General features: G+C 57.7%; 14 protein-coding genes and 1 CRISPR repeat array. Of the genes, 1 reads left to right on the top strand and 13 read right to left on the bottom strand.

Annotation, left to right across the window (positions count from 1 at the left end; all coding sequences use genetic code 11):
• Positions 1 to 2: 2 nt before the first annotated feature.
• The 10 genes from cas7b to ACH9L7_RS18530 form a co-directional block, all read right to left on the bottom strand.
• Positions 3 to 1,058, bottom strand: a complete 1,056-nt coding sequence (cas7b, locus tag ACH9L7_RS18485) for a type I-B CRISPR-associated protein Cas7/Csh2 (protein WP_396613672.1) — start codon at positions 1,056 to 1,058, stop codon at positions 3 to 5.
• 1 nt (position 1,059) lies between these two features.
• Positions 1,060 to 3,177, bottom strand: a complete 2,118-nt coding sequence (gene cas8b, locus ACH9L7_RS18490; protein WP_396613673.1) for a type I-B CRISPR-associated protein Cas8b/Csh1 — start codon at positions 3,175 to 3,177, stop codon at positions 1,060 to 1,062.
• Positions 3,164 to 3,976, bottom strand: coding sequence for a CRISPR-associated endoribonuclease Cas6 (gene cas6, locus ACH9L7_RS18495; protein WP_396613674.1), 813 nt, complete (start codon positions 3,974 to 3,976; stop codon positions 3,164 to 3,166). The genes cas8b and cas6 overlap by 14 nt, the downstream gene beginning before the upstream one ends.
• A 304-nt stretch (positions 3,977 to 4,280) precedes the next feature.
• Positions 4,281 to 5,239: direct repeats of the CRISPR family, unit length 30 nt; unit sequence GTTACAGACGAACCCTAGTTGGGTTGAAGC.
• A 111-nt stretch (positions 5,240 to 5,350) separates the two neighbouring features.
• The gene (locus ACH9L7_RS18500) at positions 5,351 to 7,657 is read right to left on the bottom strand and encodes a pentapeptide repeat-containing protein (protein ID WP_396613832.1); all 2,307 of its coding nucleotides are present in this window, start codon (positions 7,655 to 7,657) and stop codon (positions 5,351 to 5,353) included.
• Between the two features lie 372 nt (positions 7,658 to 8,029).
• Positions 8,030 to 8,896: a hypothetical protein gene (locus tag ACH9L7_RS18505; RefSeq protein WP_396613675.1), complete on the bottom strand. Its 867-nt coding sequence runs from the start codon at positions 8,894 to 8,896 to the stop codon at positions 8,030 to 8,032.
• Between the two features lie 80 nt (positions 8,897 to 8,976).
• Entirely contained in the window at positions 8,977 to 10,197 is a 1,221-nt protein-coding gene (locus ACH9L7_RS18510; RefSeq protein ID WP_396613676.1) for a DUF4157 domain-containing protein, read from the bottom strand.
• Between the two features lie 155 nt (positions 10,198 to 10,352).
• On the bottom strand, positions 10,353 to 11,312 hold the full coding sequence (locus ACH9L7_RS18515) for a hypothetical protein (RefSeq protein WP_396613677.1): 960 nt from the start codon (positions 11,310 to 11,312) through the stop codon (positions 10,353 to 10,355).
• Positions 11,309 to 11,839: a hypothetical protein gene (locus tag ACH9L7_RS18520; protein ID WP_396613678.1), complete on the bottom strand. Its 531-nt coding sequence runs from the start codon at positions 11,837 to 11,839 to the stop codon at positions 11,309 to 11,311. The genes ACH9L7_RS18515 and ACH9L7_RS18520 overlap by 4 nt, the downstream gene beginning before the upstream one ends.
• Positions 11,840 to 11,841: 2 nt before the next feature.
• Positions 11,842 to 13,611: a spermidine synthase gene (locus ACH9L7_RS18525; RefSeq protein ID WP_396613679.1), complete on the bottom strand. Its 1,770-nt coding sequence runs from the start codon at positions 13,609 to 13,611 to the stop codon at positions 11,842 to 11,844.
• A gap of 61 nt (positions 13,612 to 13,672) precedes the next feature.
• On the bottom strand, positions 13,673 to 14,368 hold the full coding sequence (locus tag ACH9L7_RS18530; RefSeq protein WP_396613680.1) for a hypothetical protein: 696 nt from the start codon (positions 14,366 to 14,368) through the stop codon (positions 13,673 to 13,675).
• Between the two features lie 730 nt (positions 14,369 to 15,098).
• Here ACH9L7_RS18530 and ACH9L7_RS18535 point away from each other — a divergent pair.
• Positions 15,099 to 16,631 (top strand): SagB family peptide dehydrogenase, encoded by a 1,533-nt coding sequence (locus tag ACH9L7_RS18535; RefSeq protein WP_396613681.1) that lies wholly within the window; start codon positions 15,099 to 15,101, stop codon positions 16,629 to 16,631.
• A 398-nt stretch (positions 16,632 to 17,029) separates the two neighbouring features.
• Here the strand turns inward: ACH9L7_RS18535 and ACH9L7_RS18540 are convergent, their stop codons facing one another.
• The 3 genes from ACH9L7_RS18540 to ACH9L7_RS18550 form a co-directional block, all read right to left on the bottom strand.
• Positions 17,030 to 17,380 carry a hypothetical protein gene (locus ACH9L7_RS18540; RefSeq protein WP_396613682.1) on the bottom strand — a complete coding sequence of 117 codons (351 nt, stop codon included), beginning with the start codon at positions 17,378 to 17,380 and terminating at the stop codon, positions 17,030 to 17,032.
• Between the two features lie 259 nt (positions 17,381 to 17,639).
• The gene (locus ACH9L7_RS18545; protein ID WP_396613683.1) at positions 17,640 to 18,677 is read right to left on the bottom strand and encodes a hypothetical protein; all 1,038 of its coding nucleotides are present in this window, start codon (positions 18,675 to 18,677) and stop codon (positions 17,640 to 17,642) included.
• A 9-nt stretch (positions 18,678 to 18,686) separates the two neighbouring features.
• A complete protein-coding gene (locus tag ACH9L7_RS18550; RefSeq protein WP_396613684.1) occupies positions 18,687 to 20,018 on the bottom strand; it encodes a DUF4157 domain-containing protein in 1,332 nt (443 codons plus the stop codon).
• Positions 20,019 to 20,076: the final 58 nt, after the last annotated feature.

Below are 20,076 nucleotides of genomic sequence, written 5' to 3' on the forward strand. Positions count from 1 at the left end.
AGTTAGTTTGGAAGCGCAGCGACGTGTTCGTCGTAGACATCAATGACGTGGACCGCGTCGGTACCGAGTGCGTCTTCGAGCGCCTCGTAGAGCACCTCGGGACCACCAACCTCATCGCCGTATGAAACCGAAAGCACGTCACTCGCAGTCACGTGTACCCGCTCGATTTGGTTTGCGCTCCGTCCAAGCCGGTCGATGAGCGACTCAACAGAGAGCGTGAGGTCGCGGATGTTTCGCAGTTCATCGTCGGGTTTCGTCCGGCCGTCTGGCCGGTCGAGTTCGAGGTCTCTATCGAGTCCACCGAGATGAAAGCTGTCGGTAGCATACTCGACCCGGAGATAGAGTCGCGGTTCCTGTCCGACCTTGCTCCGACTGATGGTCTGGTTTTTGAGTGCTCGCCAACAGAGCGTGTCCAGACGTTCAACATCCTCGACGGTGAGGTGTGTATCCTCGGCAGCGTGCTCGTCGACGAGTCCGTGGAACCTGATAAGCCCGTACTGAATCCGATGGTCGTCCAATCCGAACCCGCCTTGCTCCTTTCCTTCTTGGGTCGCAATGACGCTCGTGAGGCTGTCGTACTCCTCGTTTTCGTTTACTTCGTGCATCGACTTCCCGGGTGAGAACTGCACAGGACCGGTGAAATGGTCCGGCAGCGATCCGTACTTCTCGTCCATGTCCACGCTCATGGTCGCTCCGAAGTAGCGTACGTCGGCGCTCTCTTCGAGGAACGTCTGGAAGACTGCCTCGGCGAGTTCCTCTTCGTCATCGTAGTCGTCAGGGTCAACCGCTTTGAGACGGTCTTCGAGTAGTTTTTCACGCGTGTACTGCGTCCCTTCGGCCTGGACGTTTCTGATGTAGACTCCGTGACCGTCTGCATCGAGTTGGTCTCTGAGGTATCGCTTGAGTCGAACATCGGTGACGATTGCCTGTTGGGTCTGTGGGTCGATACGCGGACGGTTCGCTCCACTGAGTGGATTGCCGTTTGGATTTGCATCGACGGCATCGTAGAGGAAGACGATTTCTGAGCGGTTCTCGACGGTGTTGGATTGTTCAGTCATGTTAGTTTTTGCTAGGGTCCGGTTGTTCAACGTCGCTGTTCGAAGTGAGTGGTCGGTCGTTCATGCCGTAGGTGAGACCGAGTGCGTAGTAGAATCGAAGGTCAGCGGTGTCGATTTTCCAATCGTCTGGGTCGGGGTTGATGATCGTTTCCCGGAGTCGGTCGACGATGTAGTCGAATTTCGTCCCGGGATAACTCGCGTTGCCTTTCTTCTCCTGTCGCGTGTAGGTGATTGTCTTCTCGATGGCCGCTTCGGCGACCTTCTTGATTCGGTTGCGAGTGACTGCCTGAACCGGGAACTGGTCGACGAGCGTCGTCGAGCGGTCGTGTTTGTACTCCTGATAGTTCCCGACAGCACCGACAAGCGCGCCGAGCAGGAACGATGCACATCGCTGGTCGTTCGTCGCGAGTGCTGGCGTCTCTTCGATAAACGCTTCGAGCTTCTCAGCCCCGGGGTATCCGCCGTCTGTGATTTTCTCCGATATCTCTGGCATGGTTCGTGATTCGTATGTTGGTGGTTGGGCAATCGAGCGCTGCTCCCCCGCTGCTTCGAGAAAGTCGTGTTTCGCAGCCGCGAGTGCACACAATTGTGCGTACTGGCTAGCGACTCTGAAGAACGGGAAGCCGTATTCGTCGTCACCTGATTCGTCGATGACTCGCTCGACGTACGATTCTAACAGTGTCGACACCGGTATCGTATCTCCACTGAGGACTGCAACGAGTGCCTGTATGCGTAGGTCGTCAGCGCTTGCGTCGGTATCGTCGTCTCCCGTCGGGAGTGTTTGATAGAAGTACGAGCCAGACGAGACGATTCCAAGGAAGTCATTCCCCGAAAGTAGCGGCCAGTTTTCGTGCGTGGGGAGCGCCGCGGTCCGTTCGCTATCGGCTTTGAATGCAGCAGTCCGGAGCAAGTCGCGATGGGCCGACGAGAGCGACGCCGGAAACTGAATTCGCCCGTTCATCGTCTCGCCGAAGACATCGAACCGCGACATCTGGTGGGGCATGACCGCCGAGACGTAGAATCGAAGCGTGTTCTCGTTCACGGAATACTTCTCACGGCGCTGGTATGCCGTCTCGATTGGCGTCAATCCGTGTTCTGAGTCGTCCGCGACGACTGTATCGTACAACATTCCGTAGAGGAGGTGCGCGTCTTCAACCCCTGGCTTGCCGAAAAAGTAGGGGAGATAGTAGACGCGAGCACCGAACGTCCGGTACGAACACGCATCGATGAACGTCTCTGCATTCATTAGCGTGATTGCAGCATCCTCGGAGATCGGGTGCGTCCTCCACGCTTGGTCGGGGTCGAATCCAGGAAACTTCTCAAGCTGCTTGCCAAGGAAGTAGTTCAACGGGTCCTGCGCAGTTCCGACAGTTCGGGTTCGGTGCCCCGTGATGAGGTCTGTCGCTTCCCCAGCAGAGTCGGACGCTTTGCCCTTAGAGACGAGTTTCGACAGTTTTCGGCTCCGCATCGCAGCCATCGCAACGTCGAGGTCGCCAGGCCACTGGTACGGACTGTCCGCGTCGAGCTTTACTTGGACCGTGAGAAGCGCTGTCGTCGACCCGCTGAGGTTCGAATGAACGTCGCGTTCGAGCCTTTCGAGAGCGTTCTCGTCGTCGCCTAACTCGGCGAGTGCATCGATTACCCAGCCGTCTTCGTGCTCCTCCGCGGTGGATTGAACGACCGAATCAGTCGACCACTTGGAAAGCCGTTCTTTCGTGTAGCGGGCGAGTTTTTCCGGGTCACTGTTCTTACCAGCCTGATGGGTGACACTGTGGTCAATTCCCCGAGCAGCAGGGTATTTACAGTGTGCAACCTTCGGAATTAAGTCCGCCGTGTACTTCGTTACCCAGACTGGCCCCTTCGTATCCGACGCCAATTCGGGAGTGTCTCCCGAAAGATTGACACGAACCACGATGAGACTGTCCGGTTCGTCGAGGAGGTCTGCCGCTGCATCCGGAGTGAGATACGGTGCGTACTGACCACCACCCGTCGTTGCGAGCGTGTATAGCGTTCCGTAGAGGTGCTGAATATCCCGAAGCGAACCGATTGGCCGGTCGGGAAGTTCTTCGCGGAGTTCCGAATCGGAGTACGCCTCCCTGAACTCCTCAGGCGAAAGCATCTGCCCTCTCCAGTTCACTCTCGCCGGGTCCGACTTTCTCGACGATATTCGAGAAGCCGAACCCAAACCCATTTCGACCGCCGAGTCCCGCATCGAGTGCGAGGTTGAGATGACGGCGGTGCGTATCGTCTCGAACGCGGTACTCGAATCGCCACTTGCTCAGAAGCACGTCGAGCGTCGTCCCAGTTGTAACAGTCACCGGGAGCGCGTACGTCTTCAGCAGGTCGTAGCCTTCGAAGAGGTCGCCCTCGACATCGGTTGGCCCGTCCTGGTACTCGTGGGCGAACCGGTCGTGTTTATGCTGCAAGTTCGCTCGAATGGCATCCCGAAACGGCTTGATGGTGTGTTCGGGACGCCAGTAGGTCGCAGTATCGTGGTCGGCTTCGATACCGTATCGCGCTCGGTGCTCGGGGGTCAACCGAATGACGACACCCGTTGCCGTCTCGATGACTCCCCGAGTGCCAGGTTCACCAACGTCGACGGAGAGTTGCGACAGGTCGGCGACTTCGAAGGCCATCTCTCCGACGTTGAATTCGCGGTTTCGCTGAAGGTCACGAGCGATTGTTGCGAGCAAGTTTTCGCGCGGCGAGGCGAATAGCACGGAGCGTTGGTCGCCCTCCCGAATCGACCCCCACGGGAAGATATTGCTGAATGCGAGTCCCAGCGGCTGACCGTTGTCGTGTTCACGGTCGAACCTCGACCCTTCGAGCGCCCGCCACACCCGCCCTCGAAGCTTATGGTGGTACGCGTGTTGATAGGTCGCGTCACACTGGGCGTTCAAGCGGACCATCAAGCGCATTCTGCAGAATCACCTCTGTTATGGTAACACGAGTCATTCAAGATGATTGTTCTCTGTATGGGCATATAAATTCTGACGTGTCTGAAAGTGGGATGAACCGGCAGTAGTGAATTTGGTGTGGAAATTCGAGGCGAACACCACTCCCCGAGTTCAGTCCGGGATATGAATCCAGATAATGGACGTTGAATTGTGAACTCCGAGAAGTTCCGTCGACCCCCCGGGGGGTTTGGGGGTATTGGGGGTCGACGGAAACACTTGAGTGATAACGGCCTGTAGAGTCGCTGTGGCACTCAAATTGGCCATGGTTACAGACGAACCCTAGTTGGGTTGAAGCCGTCGGAGGTAGCGACAACAATCCGCACTGTCGATGGTTACAGACGAACCCTAGTTGGGTTGAAGCTCGGGAACCTCGTCGTCGGCGTCCACCGTCGGCGGGTTACAGACGAACCCTAGTTGGGTTGAAGCCAACTAAGCGGCGCGTTACAACTCCTACAGGGCCGTGGTTACAGACGAACCCTAGTTGGGTTGAAGCATCCCGTAACGCTTGCAGTTTTGCTCTCTCTGAGGGGTTACAGACGAACCCTAGTTGGGTTGAAGCCATCGTAATACCTGTCGAGTTTGTCCGTGACAACCTCGTTACAGACGAACCCTAGTTGGGTTGAAGCTTGAGTTCGTTGCCACTGTCGTCTACGAGTACAATTGTTACAGACGAACCCTAGTTGGGTTGAAGCGGGCGATTCGCTGGTCCGTCGCGACGGGTTGGACGGGAGTTACAGACGAACCCTAGTTGGGTTGAAGCACCGTCCACGTGTGCAAGTCGGATGACCACGACGTGTTACAGACGAACCCTAGTTGGGTTGAAGCAAGGACGTCGAGAGCCTCATCAACGGTGAACTCCGCTCGTTACAGACGAACCCTAGTTGGGTTGAAGCTCCGAATCGCAACGACCTACTCGGCCGTCGGACTCTCGGGTTACAGACGAACCCTAGTTGGGTTGAAGCACGACATCGGTCTCTGGAACTTCCTGCGTACGGAGGTTACAGACGAACCCTAGTTGGGTTGAAGCCTTGATGACGATCTTCGGGAAACCATCAGCAGACGTTACAGACGAACCCTAGTTGGGTTGAAGCAAACACCGGAGCAACCCGCTCGCGGCGGCACCAGATGGTTACAGACGAACCCTAGTTGGGTTGAAGCAGACGGGAAAGGACACGCCAGACCATCTCCCCGGTCGTTACAGACGAACCCTAGTTGGGTTGAAGCCTCCCCGCCCCTATGCACTCTACCACGTGAACGGAGTCGACAGCAACCGCTACGCACCTACGTCGTCTCACCGAACCTCTTTCGAACCCGAAAAACGTCCGGCGGTGGCGATTAGTTCCCGCCGAGCACCCGCTTGAACAGCGTGAACGTGAGCAGGGTGAAGAACAACCCGTTCAACATCCCCTGACTCGCTGCGAGGACACGCGCTGCCGGACCGAGCGGGTTGATGTCGCCGTAGCCGACCGTGCTGAAGCTGATGTAGCTGTAGTAGACGCTGTCGAAGAGAACCTCCATCGTGGTCTTATCGACCGCCGCGGGGTCGAAGACGCTTCCCGCCTGCGTCAGGAATGGGCCACCGGTGGCGTATGCCAACCCGAAGAGCGCCGGTAAGAGGAATGTGAGTGCGGCGATTCTCGGCAGTCGGTTCCCGTAGCCACACGTCACCTGCATCAAGAGGTTGAGACCGACGCTGGCGACTTTCTTGCCCCGAGCCCACGTGTTCAACGAGTACTCGTTGACGATGATATCGAAGTTCTTCTTGCGGTTGTAGTAGTATCGCTTGAACTCGAACTCTCTGCTCGCGGGGGTGTCGCCGACGGCGTCGGCGCTGTCCTGTGCATTCCGGTAGGTCTCTTCGATTATTTCGGGCGTCATCTCGACGGCGAACTGACCGGTGGATACACTGCCGACGAAGTCGTGGATAGTCCAGTCGTTCCGTTCGAGATAGCCGTGGTGGTCGCTGAAATCGAAGCAGTCGAACTCGGTGAGGCAAAATCGGAAGTGGTCGAGCAGTTCGTGCTCGTTCCCGTCGCCTTCGAGTTGGATGTCGCCAACCGTCGCACGAGTGAAATCGTAGGGTGTCGCCTCGCCCGCGACCTGTGAAATCGTCCCGCCGTTGAGCGTTGCGTCGGTGAAGTCGAGATACGTCTCCCGGTCCCCACCGTGGACACGGAATCGAGCCGTCTCGTGAAAGACCGAACGACGGAAGTCAGATTGGTCGTGAAACGTGGTCTCCCAGAACGACGCGGTGGTGAAGTTCGCCGCTTCGAACTCCGCACTGTCCTCGAAGACGGCCTCGTTGAACGACGCGTTCGCTTCGAGATGCTGCATCTCACCTTCGAACAGCGTGCCACGGAACTCTGCAGGACCGTGGAACGTCGTGCTTCGGAAACTCGCGTCTTCTTCGAACCGCGCCTCACCGAAGCGGGCGCGAGACTCGAACGCTACAGTGTCGAATGAGGCGTCGCCGCCGAACCTCGTCTCGTCGGCGACGACATCCCCTCGGAAACGACTCCCGTCGAAGTTGGCACCGCCCTCGAACGTTGCAAACGAGAGGTTGAGTTCGTCGCTGACCTCCAGACGGTGGCAATCAGTCCGCGCGGTGAACGTCGCACGGTCGAAGTTGACCGCGCCTTTGAACACCGCATCCTTGAAGTCCGAAAACCGGAATCGCGCCAGTTTGTAGTCCGCTTCGCCCTCGAACGTCGCTCCCTCGAACGTCACGTCGTCGTGGGTCGTTCGACTGCCGCCGTTGAACTCGACACCCCGGAACTCGGCGAGTTGCTTGAACCGAACGTCGGTAAAGCTCACGTCGTCGTCGAAGCGCGCTTCGTCGAAGTCCGCCATCTCCTGAAACGTCACGCCGTCGAACCGAGCGTCGCCGCCGAAGATGACGTGCTCGAAGTCAGACCCAGCAGTGAACTGCGCGCCTTCGAACGTCACGTACTCGAAGGTGGCCTGTCGGAAACTCGCGTCGTCGCGGAACGTCGCATCGGCGAACGTGATGTGGTCGTCGAGAACGTGACTCGTCCCGCTGGTCTCGACGTTCCGGAAGTTCGCGACGCCGTGGAACGTCGTCTCCGCGAAACTCGTGTCGGCCTGGAACGTCGTCTCGTCGCACTGCACGTCGCCGTGGAACGTTGCGCCGGTGAACCAGATTTCCTCCTCGAATGTTGCCTCGTCCGTCTTGACCTCGCCTTGGACTGTCAGTCGCTGTGCATCGACCGTTCCCGTGAGGACCGCCTCTTCGAGTTTCAGATGGCCAATGGTTGCCTCGCGGAGAATCAACCCCTGTTCGAGCTTCCCGTGTGTGAGGTCCAACCCATCGATATCGGCGTGCTGGAAGTTCAGGACGTGGTTCGTCACGCCGTTAATATCTTGATACGTAAGCGAGAGATGCGGCAGGTCTGCGCCGATGTACTCGTTGACGCGGGTATCTGAAGACTGGAGGTTGTCTCGAAGTTCGTCGACGATATCGTCGGCCGATACATCGAGCGAGGCGCGTTCGTCGCGGGTCATGTGGAACACACAGAACTCGCTTTCAGGGTGGGCCTCGTGCGGGCACTCCCACGTCGTCTGTAGGTGTGCATCCGTCTGTATCGACGGGTCGAACGTGTACCGACACGTAGACGAGGACATCAAGGCGGGTTTGGTCTCATTTCTCGACATGGGTAAACTGCCTCCGTGTAAATCTCGGTGGCTCGCATACTAGCGTAGGCGTGAGATTCGTACTGTATGCATTTTCTGGGTTTATGATATAATTCTTCGGACAACAGTGTCGGTCTGCGGGCCGCCGAGTGGTCTGGGGATTGGCACCCCCATCAAAAGCAGCCGAGAAACTATGTGTCAGTTGTGACAGTGTCTGCCGTCAGACCCGGGAGCGAATAGACATCGTCGGGCGTGTACTCCTCGAACGACTCAGGGTCGTACGGCAACAGGTTAATTCGAACTGCTGGCTCGCTGCCGGTGGTGGGCTGGTCGCCCCACTGAGTGTCCACTCCGTACTATCCCTCAATCGTCACGGTGTTCGGGGGGTTCGAGTGCACCCCAGTCGATGTCGACTCGCGGGTCGTGATACCGCTGGTAGAAGTTGTAGTGCTCGTACCACGTCGCTGTTTTGTGTTTGCCGAGCCCCTGAATTCGAACCGGTTCCGGTGGTGTCACGCCCATCTCGACGTAACAATCCCGAACCTGACAGACGAGGTTGCGGACGAGTTGGAACTGGAAGTCCTCGATGCTCTCTGGTTCGAATGGGAGGACGTCGATGCGTGCATCTGGTGAGCGGTCAATGGTCGGCTGCTCAGAGCGCTCGTGGTGGTAGGTGCCGCTGGCGTCATCCCACCGCACGTGGACGCCTGAGACGGCTTCGACTACCAAGTCGGAAGCATCCATCTCCGATTGTGCTGTCTCAAGAAGCTCCGCAACGACATCTTCGAGAGGTCCGTCGTTGTCCGGAAGCCCCTCGGGACCGAGTTCTGAGCCGCGTTCGACCAGCGAGACGAGCGCTTGGTCGTCGAGGCCGAGGTAAACATCCTGTTGGTAGACGATGTGACCAGGGGCAGCCCCGTCCGGAAGCTTGACTGGTCGGTCAGTGTCTGTAACGTGGCTTCGGACTTGGTCGTAGAGGGTACCGAAGTACTCGCGAACCTCGTCTACGTCTAAGTCGGCAATGACGAGTGCCACAGCAAGCGTCCGGTCTGGGTCCTGTCGCCAGTCAATCGTCTCGTAGCCTCGTTCGCGGTTGACGTGATACCGTGCGTAGCGGACGGCTTGATTGATCGGCTCGACTTCATCGATCATCGACCGTTTCGATGGGTCGTCCGGGTAGCCGTCCTGTTGATGTGCAGTGACTTTCCCGTCTACCTTTCGAACGTCCATGACGTGCTCTGCACCATTATTATCGCGCAGATTAACACCGACCAATTCCTCAGTTTCTCCGGTTACAACAGCCTTCATTTTTAAATGTGCCCTCCTTCACCGGCAATGGGTTCTGAACCAGTAGCCCGATTTTGCACGATATCGGCTGCCTGCTGGGCAATAGTTTTCACCCAACTTTGAGGCGGGTCGCGTTGTTCTAACTGTGCGATGAGACTGTCTTCGGTAACAGAGTCATCACGAAGTTGCGAATCGAGTTCGTCGGCCGCAGTGAGCGTAGCCTTCGCCGCTGGGTTCGTCTTCGCTGCCGCGAGTCCAGCCTTCTTGAACACGCTCACCCAGTCGATGTCTTTTGCCTGAGACACGATTCCTTCAAGCAGCCGCTGCGGATCAGTTGCATCATCCACCGCCTTCGCAGTTTCTGATGCACTCGCCTCCCCGGTGAAGAACTCGCGTCTGGTATACTTCTTCGAGCGCTGGACGTGCACGTCGGAGTGCTGCATCCGGAAGATACCGAGTTCACCGCCACGCATCACGCGCTCGGCAGTCTCCTCGGCTTCACGCTCTAAGCGCGGGTCCGGGTCGATTTCCAGTTCGCCCTCTTGCGGAAGCATACTTACCGCCCCGCCAGTCTGTTGGCGAACGTGCGCCAACTCGTGTGCGAGGACGTGCTGGCCCTCCGCGGAATTCGGGTCGTACTCACCGTGATTGAACGCGATGTGATTTCCGACGGTAAAAGCACGAGCGTTGATGTCCTCGCAGGCTTTTGCAGCCGTTGGACCGGTGTGAATTCGAACGTCGCCCAGATTGTCACCCATGCGGTCTTCCATCGCCCGCTGAATCGAGGTATCGAGCTGTTGGCCGGGTGAGGAAATCACGTCCCGAACTGAATCAGGAACTTGCGCATCACCGGCTTTCGACGCTTCGTGGTGCGCGTTGCGACTGCGTTGGACTGACTTGGCGTTCCGACGCTCAATGTCCTTTGGAACCTCGGCAGGGCGTTCCTGCTGGCGCTCTCGGAACGCGCGCATGTCCCGCGGTTTGCCCATCGTCTCGACGGTCATGCCTTCGTCGGCCCACTGCCGAACTTGACTGGCACCATGGCTCTTGACGAGGCGCTGGACCTTCGTCTCCAAGCCGTCCATGTACATGTCGAGGCCGAACTGGTCTTCACATTCCTGTGGAGACAGCGAACCGCCGCCACCACGACTGCGGCCGGAACCCCGCGTCAACTCTTGAATCGACGGGACGACCGAGGACTGCTGACCCTCGCTCGTCTTCTCTTTCGCAGAGCGAAAACCCATTCTTACTACAGACATGATATTCATCCTATATATTGTTTGTTGCTTGAATGAAACCTCAAAATATATCTTAGAGGGGTGCTGGTTCTTCGTACTCCGGCCCTCCGAAAGAGTACCGCGGTAAGGTCTTCTGAGAATCGAGCGATAAGCGAGTACCGTCAGTCGAAGATTTCGCGTCGTTCCCGCTCCGAGAGTTCCGCGTGAACCGCATTCGGCGAGCAGTTCTCACACTCGCGTGCGGGATTGGTACTTCTGTCGTAGGTCCAAAGCGGCCACCCGAAGACGAAAAACGCCTCCATCTGGTGGCGCTCGATGATTGCTTCGGCGGCCTGCCCACAGTTCGGACACCATTCGTCGTCCTCGTTCGGAACCTGAAAGGTCACTTTCCGACGGCCGAATCCGGCATTGGAGTACGCCTCCCGACGCGACATCTCGACGAGGTCCTCGGCGGGGTACGGGTCGGCGTCGATTTCGTTGTCGAATCCGGTGTCCGTCTCGACCGCCGAAGCAAGGTACGGACCGACATGGACGGTGTTGTCGTAGCCGACGAAGTGAACCGATACGCTCGCGCCCCGGCCATCGACTCGAACGTCGTGGCCATGGCCGACCAGATACAAGTCCACGTCACGTCGGACCGCCTCCAACTCGATGTCGTGGTCCATCCCCACCGCATAGACGCCAGATTCGGGGTCGGTCGCGGACCCCGACTGCTGCCATCCGAACGTCGACACATCGTACTTGTCGGGCGAATCGACGGGAATTGATTCGTCCGTATAGACGTTCTCTGCGCCCGGTGCCGAGACCGCACCATCGACGGCGTCGGCCGCGATAAACACGTCTTCGGCGTCGGTGAGAAGCACGTCGCCGTCGACAGATTGGACGTAGCCATCTTCGAGGGTGCCGCGAATGTTGGTCTCGGTTTCGCCCTTCGAGACAGCTGCAGCGCCGCTGACGGGCGTGTGCGTGAAAACGTACTCTGCGTTCTGGACGGTGAGGTCGCCGGTAATACTCTCCCCTCCGACGAACACGTCTGCAGGGTCCTGTATCTCGACCGGCGATTGTTCCGAACCGTTCAGCGTTACGTCTCCGTCGTAGGTTGTGGCAGTGTTGTTTGTCATCGTCGTGGTGTCATCTGTTGCGTGGTTTTGTTGGCGAATTCTGACGTTCCGGACGTGGTCGGCGTCAGTCGGGTTTCCGTGTACAGCGCGAGTTCGTATTCGGGGTAGGTGTGGTACGTCTCGTAGCCAATGTCCGACGCGTGAATCGTCGTCCACGCGTCGGGACCGAACCGGTAGGCGACAGTCGACTCGTCGGGACCGGGGAATGAATCGAGCGGTGCTCCCGTAACGACCGTCCGGGCGTCGAGTTGCTCGCTCTCGAAGTAGAACTCGCGTTCGACGCCGACAGAAAGCGGTGTCTCGTGGGTCTGCTCTGAGGGAAGTGGCTTGCACGAACAGAGTTCGTGAAAGTCGAGTCCCGGGATGCCGACATAGTGCGACTCACCGATAACGGTGAACACCGCTAGTTCCCCCACGAGCGTCCCGGGGTGGACGGTCTTCACTTCGACAGACGCCAAGTCGGGAACCTCAGTCGCATAGCCGAAGTACAGTGCAGTCGGTGTCTCGGTGGGAATTTCGGAGGACATGATTACGTATCGACGAGGATGTCGTAGTTTGGATGGAAGATGGAGTTCGCTCGAACACCACGGTAGCGAGGGACCGCACGCCACTCGACATCGCGGTAGTGCTCGCGGTGTGTCCGGACGTACTTGGTCTCGTGGGCACCGACGAGTGGTCGTCGGTCGCCGGGGGCGAAGACATAGAACTGCTCGACGCGTTCGGTGTCGCCGTCGGAGTCGATATCCTCGCGAACCCAGTACGAAAGCTGGTGTGTGAATCCCGCAGCACCAACCGTGTTGACGAACGCTTTGTGATGTGCGGGGTAGCCGTCGGGTGAGTAGCCCCACGTCACGACGACGCCGTCGTCGGAGAGGTGCGTCCGAACCGAGCGATAGAACTCCGTCGAATAGAGTTGGAGGAGGTCGTCATCTGTCGCACCGGGCACGTCGAGGAGGACGAGGTCGTACGTCTCGTTCGTCTGCTGGAGGTAGCGGTATCCGTCCGCGACAGTCGTGTTCAGCCTGTCGTACTCGTAGGCGTCGTCATGCCACGTACGGAAGAACGGGTCAGTCTTCGTCTGCTCCATAAACTCGCCGTCGAGGTCCACGTGGTCGACGGTGACGTTGTACGCCCGAAGGTGGTCGATAGCAATCCAGTCACCACCGCCGACGACGAGAACCTTCGTTTCGGGGCCGGAGTCAACAAGCGACATGGGAACGTCCACGAGCCCCTGATGGTAACTGTCCGCCCAGCTTTCGCACAGTTGTACCGCTGTCCCCAAACGGAGACACTGCTCGGTCTCGCCGGTGAAGTGAGGATTCGGCCCGGAACCGGACCATGTCCGAGTGTACCGGATGACGTGCTGATACGTGGTCGTGTCCTGCGAGACGATATCGACGTGCATCGCACCAGGTGGATACTCGTTTTCGATTTGCTGTTCCAGATAGAGTTGTGACAGCCGTTCGTCCGCTGCGTCGTGTTTTGCGACGACGCCAGCGTACGACGCCGTCAAGAGCAGACAGACGACGAGAAGAACCGTAGACACATGCCCGAGAGAGAGCGTGTTATCCTCGGTTCGGCCGCGCCAACCGACCGGAAGCCACGACCCAAAGTGCGCGACGAAGACGAGCGCAGCAACACCATTGAGCAGTGCTAACACGAATATCGTTGGGATGAGCCCGAGCACTGGATACAGAACGCGGGCGTACACGACAGCACCGACCAATCCACCGACGTAGTCCATGGCGAGGACGACAGAGAGGCCACTCCGCTGCCCTTCGGCCCGTTCGACGGCCCAGACGGTACCGAGCATCGAAACGATGGCGTCGTGAACACGAATGCCGACAGTTCGAATCCACGAGGGCGGCGTCGGCTCGCCGGCATCGAGTTCGTCCACCATATGGGTCAAAAGTGGGAGTTCGAACCCGGAGAGGAACCCGACGACGATGACTGGGAGACGCGCCAACGTCCAGATTACCACGGGCGGAACTTCCTGCGGGATTCGAACGCTGTTGAGGCCGATGACGAGCAGGAAGCCCGCCGGGGCCGCGGCGGCGAGGAAGACTTCCGTGCGGAAGAAGTTCCCGCCGAGGTCCGTGGCATCGAGGTCGTCTGAAAGCGCCGCCCCGACGCCCAGACTGAAGAAGTACAACCCGACCGTGATGACGTACTGCGTCACCGTTCCGCCGTACATCACCGTGAGGAGTTCCGAGTAGACGAACTCGTAGGCGAAGCTACAGAACGACACTACGAATGTGAGTGCCAGGAGCGTGCCGGTGTCGGTTCGTGTGGTGGACATCTCAGCGGAGGGAGTCAGTTACGACGGTGATTCGAGGACCGACGGTGTGCGTGCTGTCCGCTCAAATTCGTGGGGACACCTTCCACTGTTCGTCGACTTCGAACCCCTGGTCGGTGACGCTGCTGTCGACTTCGAGGTCGTAACACTCCCAGCGGAAGTTGTGGTTGACCTTGGAACCGACGACATTCGCTCCGATGCGGTACCACCCGTCTCGACGGAACTCGCTTCGATTGGTGATGTCGTACGTGACGGTGTCGCCGGGGTCCTGAATCGTCTTGTCCCACGGAACTGGACCGGCATCCGGAGCGTCGTCTTTCATCTGTTCTGTCGACCCGAGGTATGCGATACCGAGTGCGGCGATACCCACTTTGTATCGGTCCACTTCGTCGCGGTGGTCTTCGTACCAGTCGTCCGCGTAGTCCCCACCGTGGTACCACGCGTGGCCGTGCACGGTTCTCGGGGCCGACGAGTACCCACCCGAACCACGACCGGTTGCACCTCGGCCACCGCCACCGCCTTTGCCTTTCGCGCTGGCGACGCCGATAGGGCTGACACCCGAGAGGGACTGTTCGTTCTCTTGGTATCGAGACATGACCCACGTGTCGTCTGCGAGGTCAATGACGAGTTTTCCATCAGACATCTGGAAGTCGGAGACGACACTCGACTTTCGCGGGGGAGGTGAATTCGAACCGAGACATCCAGCCAGGGCACCAAGTGCCGCGAGACCGGATGCGTGGAGGAATTGACGGCGGCGCATTGTCTTATTCGTCTGTTTCAATCAGATAACGAGATTAACAGTCTTGTGGTTCAGAACGTTGGGCGGTCATCCGGAAGTCTCTGGACTTTGTTATCCGATTCCGACCAGCACTCTTCAGCTAGAGATCGAATTACAGCACTGTCTTGTTGGTTTCGAGCGGTCGTCTTGGCACCCTCGGGAAACAAAAAAAAAATCACGAGATGAGTAAAATATTGGAGAGGATAGAGATTGAATGGCTCTGATTGACGGACCTACTGTTGATACAACCAGCAACATGTATTGCTGACATACAACATTACTCAGAAGTGAAGAGCTAGTGGGTAGTGTCAAGAGTTAGAACCACCTTCTCCCAATATACCAATTTTAACTGGATAGAGAACACAGTGCTAAATCCCAAGGAGAAATGGGACATCAATCACCACCCATCGAATTGTTTGGTTAGTCCACATCTATATCCAACTAGTAGGGTGGGGTTGAGAACGCGAAGATAAAACTCAAAATGATGATATTTGTAGTGGTATTCTATCCCGTGGCCGTTGACCGACTGAGCAACGCGAAGGGTTCGATGGAGACATCATAGTTGCGCAGTATAGCTATAAGATATAGTTTAATTTTAAGAACCCACCACTGAGTCAGCGAGACAAACACGGTTGTCGTCCCTCGTGCGCGAGGTTATATCCGAAGATGAAAGCAGAGAAAGTAGTTTGCCGCTGTCGTTCAAAGTAACTACATGGTTGATGCTCGCACGTACCACGAACAAACGAAACACTCTCCGGAGCGGATTCGCTCAGATACGTTCTCGCTCGATTTCGAGAATAAGCCGCGACCATCCAAACAGTACGAATCACTACCGCAGGTTTCGCTCAAGAGGCCACCGCAGTCGGTAGAAAAACCAGTACTCACTGCGGTTGCGACAGCATCACCAGACCCCCACCCGGGAACTCGTTCGCCACAGGTCGGCAGCGAGTCGCTGCAGACACTGTGTCACTATTCGACTGGGGTGACCAAAACACTGCAAATCCACGGCAAACAACGGCGTTTCCGGGCCGCCGCCTGCACGGGGAAACTCTATCACATAGACCTCTATGCCATCACTGGAGACATCAGCGGACTCAACGCCGGCGTCTATCATTTCGACCCGGTCTCGAACGTGTTCGACGTGCTTCGAGAGGGGGACTACCGAGGGGTACTCGCACAGGCGGCGGCAAACCAACCGGCAGTTACGAACGCGCCGGTGACGTTCGTCGTCACCTCACAGTGGTGGCGCAACGCCTGGAAGTACCGCGAGCGAACGTACCGGCACGCATTCTGGGACTCGGGGACGATTCTTTCGAATCTACTTGCAGTCGCGTCTGCGCTCAATCAACCCTCGTCGGTCGTGTCTGGGTTTGCAGAAGAACCTGTTACTCGACTGCTCGGCATCGACCCCACGGAGGAAGCACCACTCGAACTTGTCCCAATCGGGGCTGGCAATCCAGTTCCAGATGCACCAGACATCGAGCACGTTGCTCCCGACGAAACCCCGTTATCTGACCACGTCGTCGACTACCCACTTATCTACGACGCGTGGCGACAGAGCACACTCGGTGATGCTGCGGCAGTCCGTACCTGGCGTGAGCAATTCGACAACGGGGATAGTCACGCGTTCGGTGCACCCGAACCGGGCGACGGCCAACTCGTCGAACTCGACCCCGTCGATACGGAGACAGCAACCAGTCGTCCAGTCGACGCCACCATCGAACGCCGTGGGTCGCTACGCGAATACGGCGACGACGCCATCAGCGACCGGAAGTTCGCGACGGTTCTCGACCGGGCGCTCAGAGGTATTCCGACCGATTGTGGCGAGAACGCATCGAACTTGGTATCCTATTACTGCCTCGTCCATGCCGTCGATGGCATTCCAAGCGGGGCGTACCAGTATTTCCCCGAGCAGAACGTGCTCGAACGCCTCGGAGAGACAAGTCGGCGAACTGCAGGTCACCTTGCACTCGACCAGGGAGTGGTCGGTGATGCTGCCGTGAACGTGTACATTATGGCCAACGTGGATGCTATCGTCGACCGAGTTGGGAATCGAGGATACCGACTGGCCCAACTGCTGGGTGGCATCAGTCTCGGACGACTCTACCTCGCCACGTACGCCCACCGCGAACTGGGTGGTCGAGGGTTCACGTTCTACGATGACCTCGTCACCGAACATCTCTCGCCGCGTGCGGCAAATCAGACGCCGATGACGCTCTTCGCGCTCGGAGTCCCTCCAAACTAGTACCACCATCGTCCAGACCACCAGACCCCCTCATATTTCGTCTCTCGTCTCGCTGTCGAGAGTCACCATCGAAGTAGTACTGATGTAGTTAGGACCGAGGTTCAAATAACAGGTGAAAATACATTATGGATTTTCTGAATTTACACAGGTACATTTGTAAATGTAGACTCGACAATATTGTGTGTGAAGAGGAATCAACCACCAAACTATGACGTGCTTCGGCTGATCTGTCGGTGAACTCTGTCGCTCCAAAGTAGTAAGCTCAGTCTGAAAACTTGCTTATCGGTTGGAGTCTCCCGTTTACTCAGCCTATGGAATCCCCAAGAGGTGATGTGAGCAGCACTCGACCAGATGGCTGGGGGTGAGTGAACCACCGGTCAGTGCGCGGATCTGAGTCCTTAAAGCAGGTCTCGGACCTTCCCGAGTAGGCTTTGCTCTTCAGGGTCGTGATACTCTGGATAGATGTCTATGAGCTTGTAGGCGGCCGTCGCTTCGAACCGCCCGGTCCCCAGCACGCGGAACGGTTCCGGTGGTTCGACTCCCATCCGAACGAAACAATCTCGCACTTGGCACTTCAGATGGTGGTCGAGGAACTCGCGGAACTCGTCGAGTGGTCCCGGATCGACCGGCGGAAGCTCGATATACGTGTCTGGCTCGTGCTCGAATGGCGAGTCGTCGGGGTCGGTCACGACGTATTCACCATCGTCGACGTACGAGGCGTACAGAGACGAGACCGCATCGACGTACAACCCGGCCGTAAGGTCAGCTTCCTCCTCGGAAGCGAGTTCGGCAAGGTCGTTCCCGAACGATTTCCAGTCGGCGAGTTATTCTGTGGAGGGCGAACTCACGGCCTGCTCGTTGATCGAGTCTCCATCGAGGTCGATTCCATGGGATGCTGCGAGGTTTGTGGCTGCTTCTTTCAGTTCGGTCTCGGTGGTTCAGACTCATGCTTGAGGCACGGTATGGATTGAATTCAATTTGAACTGGTCGAGAATAGAGCGAAAGGCCCTATTCGATGAGGCCATCCTCGTGCCACTGGTCGAGGTCGACAGCGTCGGAGGTGAGGTCGTGGAGTGGTGGATAGAAATCTAATTGCTTGTACCGAATCGCGTAATGGTAGATTCCCGGGCCGACGACACGGAACTCGTGTGGGGGTTCGATGCCCATCCCGACGAAACAATCCCGGACCAGACACTGTAGATGATAGCACAGGAAGTCCTTGAACTCCTGAACTGCATCCGGGTCATCGAGTGCACCAGTATCGAATGGTGGGAGTTGCACCAGTGCATCTGGGTCGCGGTCGTACGGAATCGTTCCTTCTTGACGGCGTTCTTCGACTCGCTTGTTGATAAGACCGACCTCGTCCTCCCAGCGTACGTGAACACCGGAGACGGCATCGATTTTGACGATATCGGTGACGTCGAGATTTCGCTCGTCTGCTTTCTGCGTCAGGCGCTGGACCGTCTCTCCGGTGAGCGTTTTTTGCCCACCGTCAGTACCAAGGACGCTTTGAATTCGGTCGAGCGTGTCTTCATCCTGTTCGAGTGCCGCCTCGGCAAGTAAGTCGCTCAGGTCTGCGGCTTTCTCGTCGAGACGGTCATGATCGATATCGAGGTAGATGCCGAGTTCGTACTGGAAGTAATCATCCTCGTCGATGCTATCCGGGAGTGAAACGGGCCGAGTGACCGATTCGTCGTAGTGACTTCGGTGTTGTCGACAGTACGCACCGAACAGGTCGAGAAAGTCGTCGTTCGAGAGGGCGGCGAGCGCGTGCCGTGCGGCGTTGATTCTGTCGGGGTTTTCGTCCCGTGTAATGGTGTCGTACCCACGCTCGCGGGCGACGTAGAAGCGAGCGTAGTTCCGTGCCTGCATTACGTTTTGGCCTTCCCACGGCTCACGCTTCGAGGAATCGTCTGGATAGCCATCTTGGTGATGTGAGTAGATATTCCCGTCACGTTCAACCTGAATGTCGTGTTCAATACCGTTGTTATCGGCTACCGTGACGCCGGTTACAACCTCGTCTTCTCCGTAAATTTCTGCATCCATAATTAAATTTTATAAGTCTCGTGGCTCTGTAGTTCCAGTCTCGTCGCTACTGAAGATACTGATGTTGGATAGGCGTTCCTTGATGCTTCCGTAGCCGTCCTGAATTTGTTCACCGAGCGCAGTGAAGCGGTCTTTCGCTGCTTTCGCACCCTGCTTTGCGCCCCGGATTGCGTCGTCACCGTAAGCACGCCCGAGGTTTTCCAAGCCGTGGACGCCCAGACCGACCCCACCGGCGATGAGTGCAGCCGTTCCGAGGCTTACGCCGCCGGCCGCAGCACTTCCGCCAGCTATGAGGCTCGTTGCAACTGTCCCGGCACTCGTTTTCGCAGCGTCTGTGACTCCTGCAACTAGACTCTCAGTGGCGGCTTCGCCCCCAGTCATGTCTGAAATTGCGTTCTGGACGCTGCTGACTTTTGTTTCCAGCTCACTGACGCGGTTGGCTAAGCTCTCAACTGTTGGCCTCGCATTCGCGTTCTGGACTTGTTCGAGCTTTTCTGCATCGGGCATCCGCTGGACGTGTACCTCGGAGTTCCGCATCCGGTGAATACCCAGCTTTCCACCGCGCATCACACGCTCGGCAGTCTCCTCAGCCTCACGCTCCAGACGTTCGTCCGGGTCAATTTCTAACTCGCCTTCTTGGGGGAGCATCGACACCGCTCCGCCAGTCTGTTGGCGAACGTGCGCCAACTCGTGTGCCAACACGTGCTGGCCTTCAGCACTTGACGGGTCGTACTCACCGTGGTTGAATGCGATGTGATTCCCCACCGTGAAGGCACGAGCGTTGATGTCCTCACAGGCTTTCGCAGCCGTTGGACCGGTGTGAATTCGAACGTCGCCCAGATTGTCACCCATGCGGTCTTCCATCGCCCGCTGGATGCTCGTGTCGAGGTGTTGGCCGGGCGACGAAATCACGTCCCGAACGCTGTCAGGAACCTGCGCATCCCCGGCTTTGGACGCTTCGTGGTGCGCATTGCGACTGCGCTGGACTGACTTCGCGTTCCGGCGCTCGATGTCTTTCGGCACCTCCGCGGGGCGTTCGTCTTGGCGCTCGCGGAACTGTCGCATATCCCGCGGTTTGCCCATCGTGTCCACAGTCATTCCTTCGTCGGCCCACTGCCGAACTTGACTTGCGCCGTGGCTCTGGACGAGTCGTTGAATCTGTACGTCCATCCCGGGCCGATACGCTTCGAGGCCGAACCGGGATTCGTAGTCCTGAGGCGTCAGTGACCGCCCACCCCCACCACGACTGCGGTCGGAACCACCCGTCAGCTCCTGAATCGACGGGACGACCGAGGACTGTTCGCCCTCGCTCGTCTTCTCTTTTGCAGAGCGAAATCCCATTCTCAACACAGAATTGATATTCATCCTATATATTTTTTATTGCCAGTGTGAACAGCCA

This window comes from Haloferax sp. S1W, from assembly GCF_044593955.1.
Lineage (GTDB): Archaea > Halobacteriota > Halobacteria > Halobacteriales > Haloferacaceae > Haloferax.

Coding starts and splice junctions, on each gene's coding strand:
- ACH9L7_RS18520 (WP_396613678.1), bottom strand. CDS start 11,839: ATGTCCTCCGAAATTCCCACCGAGACACCGACTGCACTGTACTTCGGC.
- ACH9L7_RS18510 (WP_396613676.1), bottom strand. CDS start 10,197: ATGGGTTTTCGCTCTGCGAAAGAGAAGACGAGCGAGGGTCAGCAGTCC.
- ACH9L7_RS18500 (WP_396613832.1), bottom strand. CDS start 7,657: ATGTCCTCGTCTACGTGTCGGTACACGTTCGACCCGTCGATACAGACG.
- ACH9L7_RS18535 (WP_396613681.1), top strand. CDS start 15,099: ATGGTTGATGCTCGCACGTACCACGAACAAACGAAACACTCTCCGGAG.
- ACH9L7_RS18515 (WP_396613677.1), bottom strand. CDS start 11,312: ATGACAAACAACACTGCCACAACCTACGACGGAGACGTAACGCTGAAC.
- ACH9L7_RS18550 (WP_396613684.1), bottom strand. CDS start 20,018: ATGGGATTTCGCTCTGCAAAAGAGAAGACGAGCGAGGGCGAACAGTCC.
- cas8b (WP_396613673.1), bottom strand. CDS start 3,177: ATGCTTTCGCCTGAGGAGTTCAGGGAGGCGTACTCCGATTCGGAACTC.
- ACH9L7_RS18530 (WP_396613680.1), bottom strand. CDS start 14,368: ATGCGCCGCCGTCAATTCCTCCACGCATCCGGTCTCGCGGCACTTGGT.
- ACH9L7_RS18505 (WP_396613675.1), bottom strand. CDS start 8,896: ATGGACGTTCGAAAGGTAGACGGGAAAGTCACTGCACATCAACAGGAC.
- cas7b (WP_396613672.1), bottom strand. CDS start 1,058: ATGACTGAACAATCCAACACCGTCGAGAACCGCTCAGAAATCGTCTTC.
- ACH9L7_RS18525 (WP_396613679.1), bottom strand. CDS start 13,611: ATGTCCACCACACGAACCGACACCGGCACGCTCCTGGCACTCACATTC.
- cas6 (WP_396613674.1), bottom strand. CDS start 3,976: ATGCGCTTGATGGTCCGCTTGAACGCCCAGTGTGACGCGACCTATCAA.
- ACH9L7_RS18545 (WP_396613683.1), bottom strand. CDS start 18,677: ATGGATGCAGAAATTTACGGAGAAGACGAGGTTGTAACCGGCGTCACG.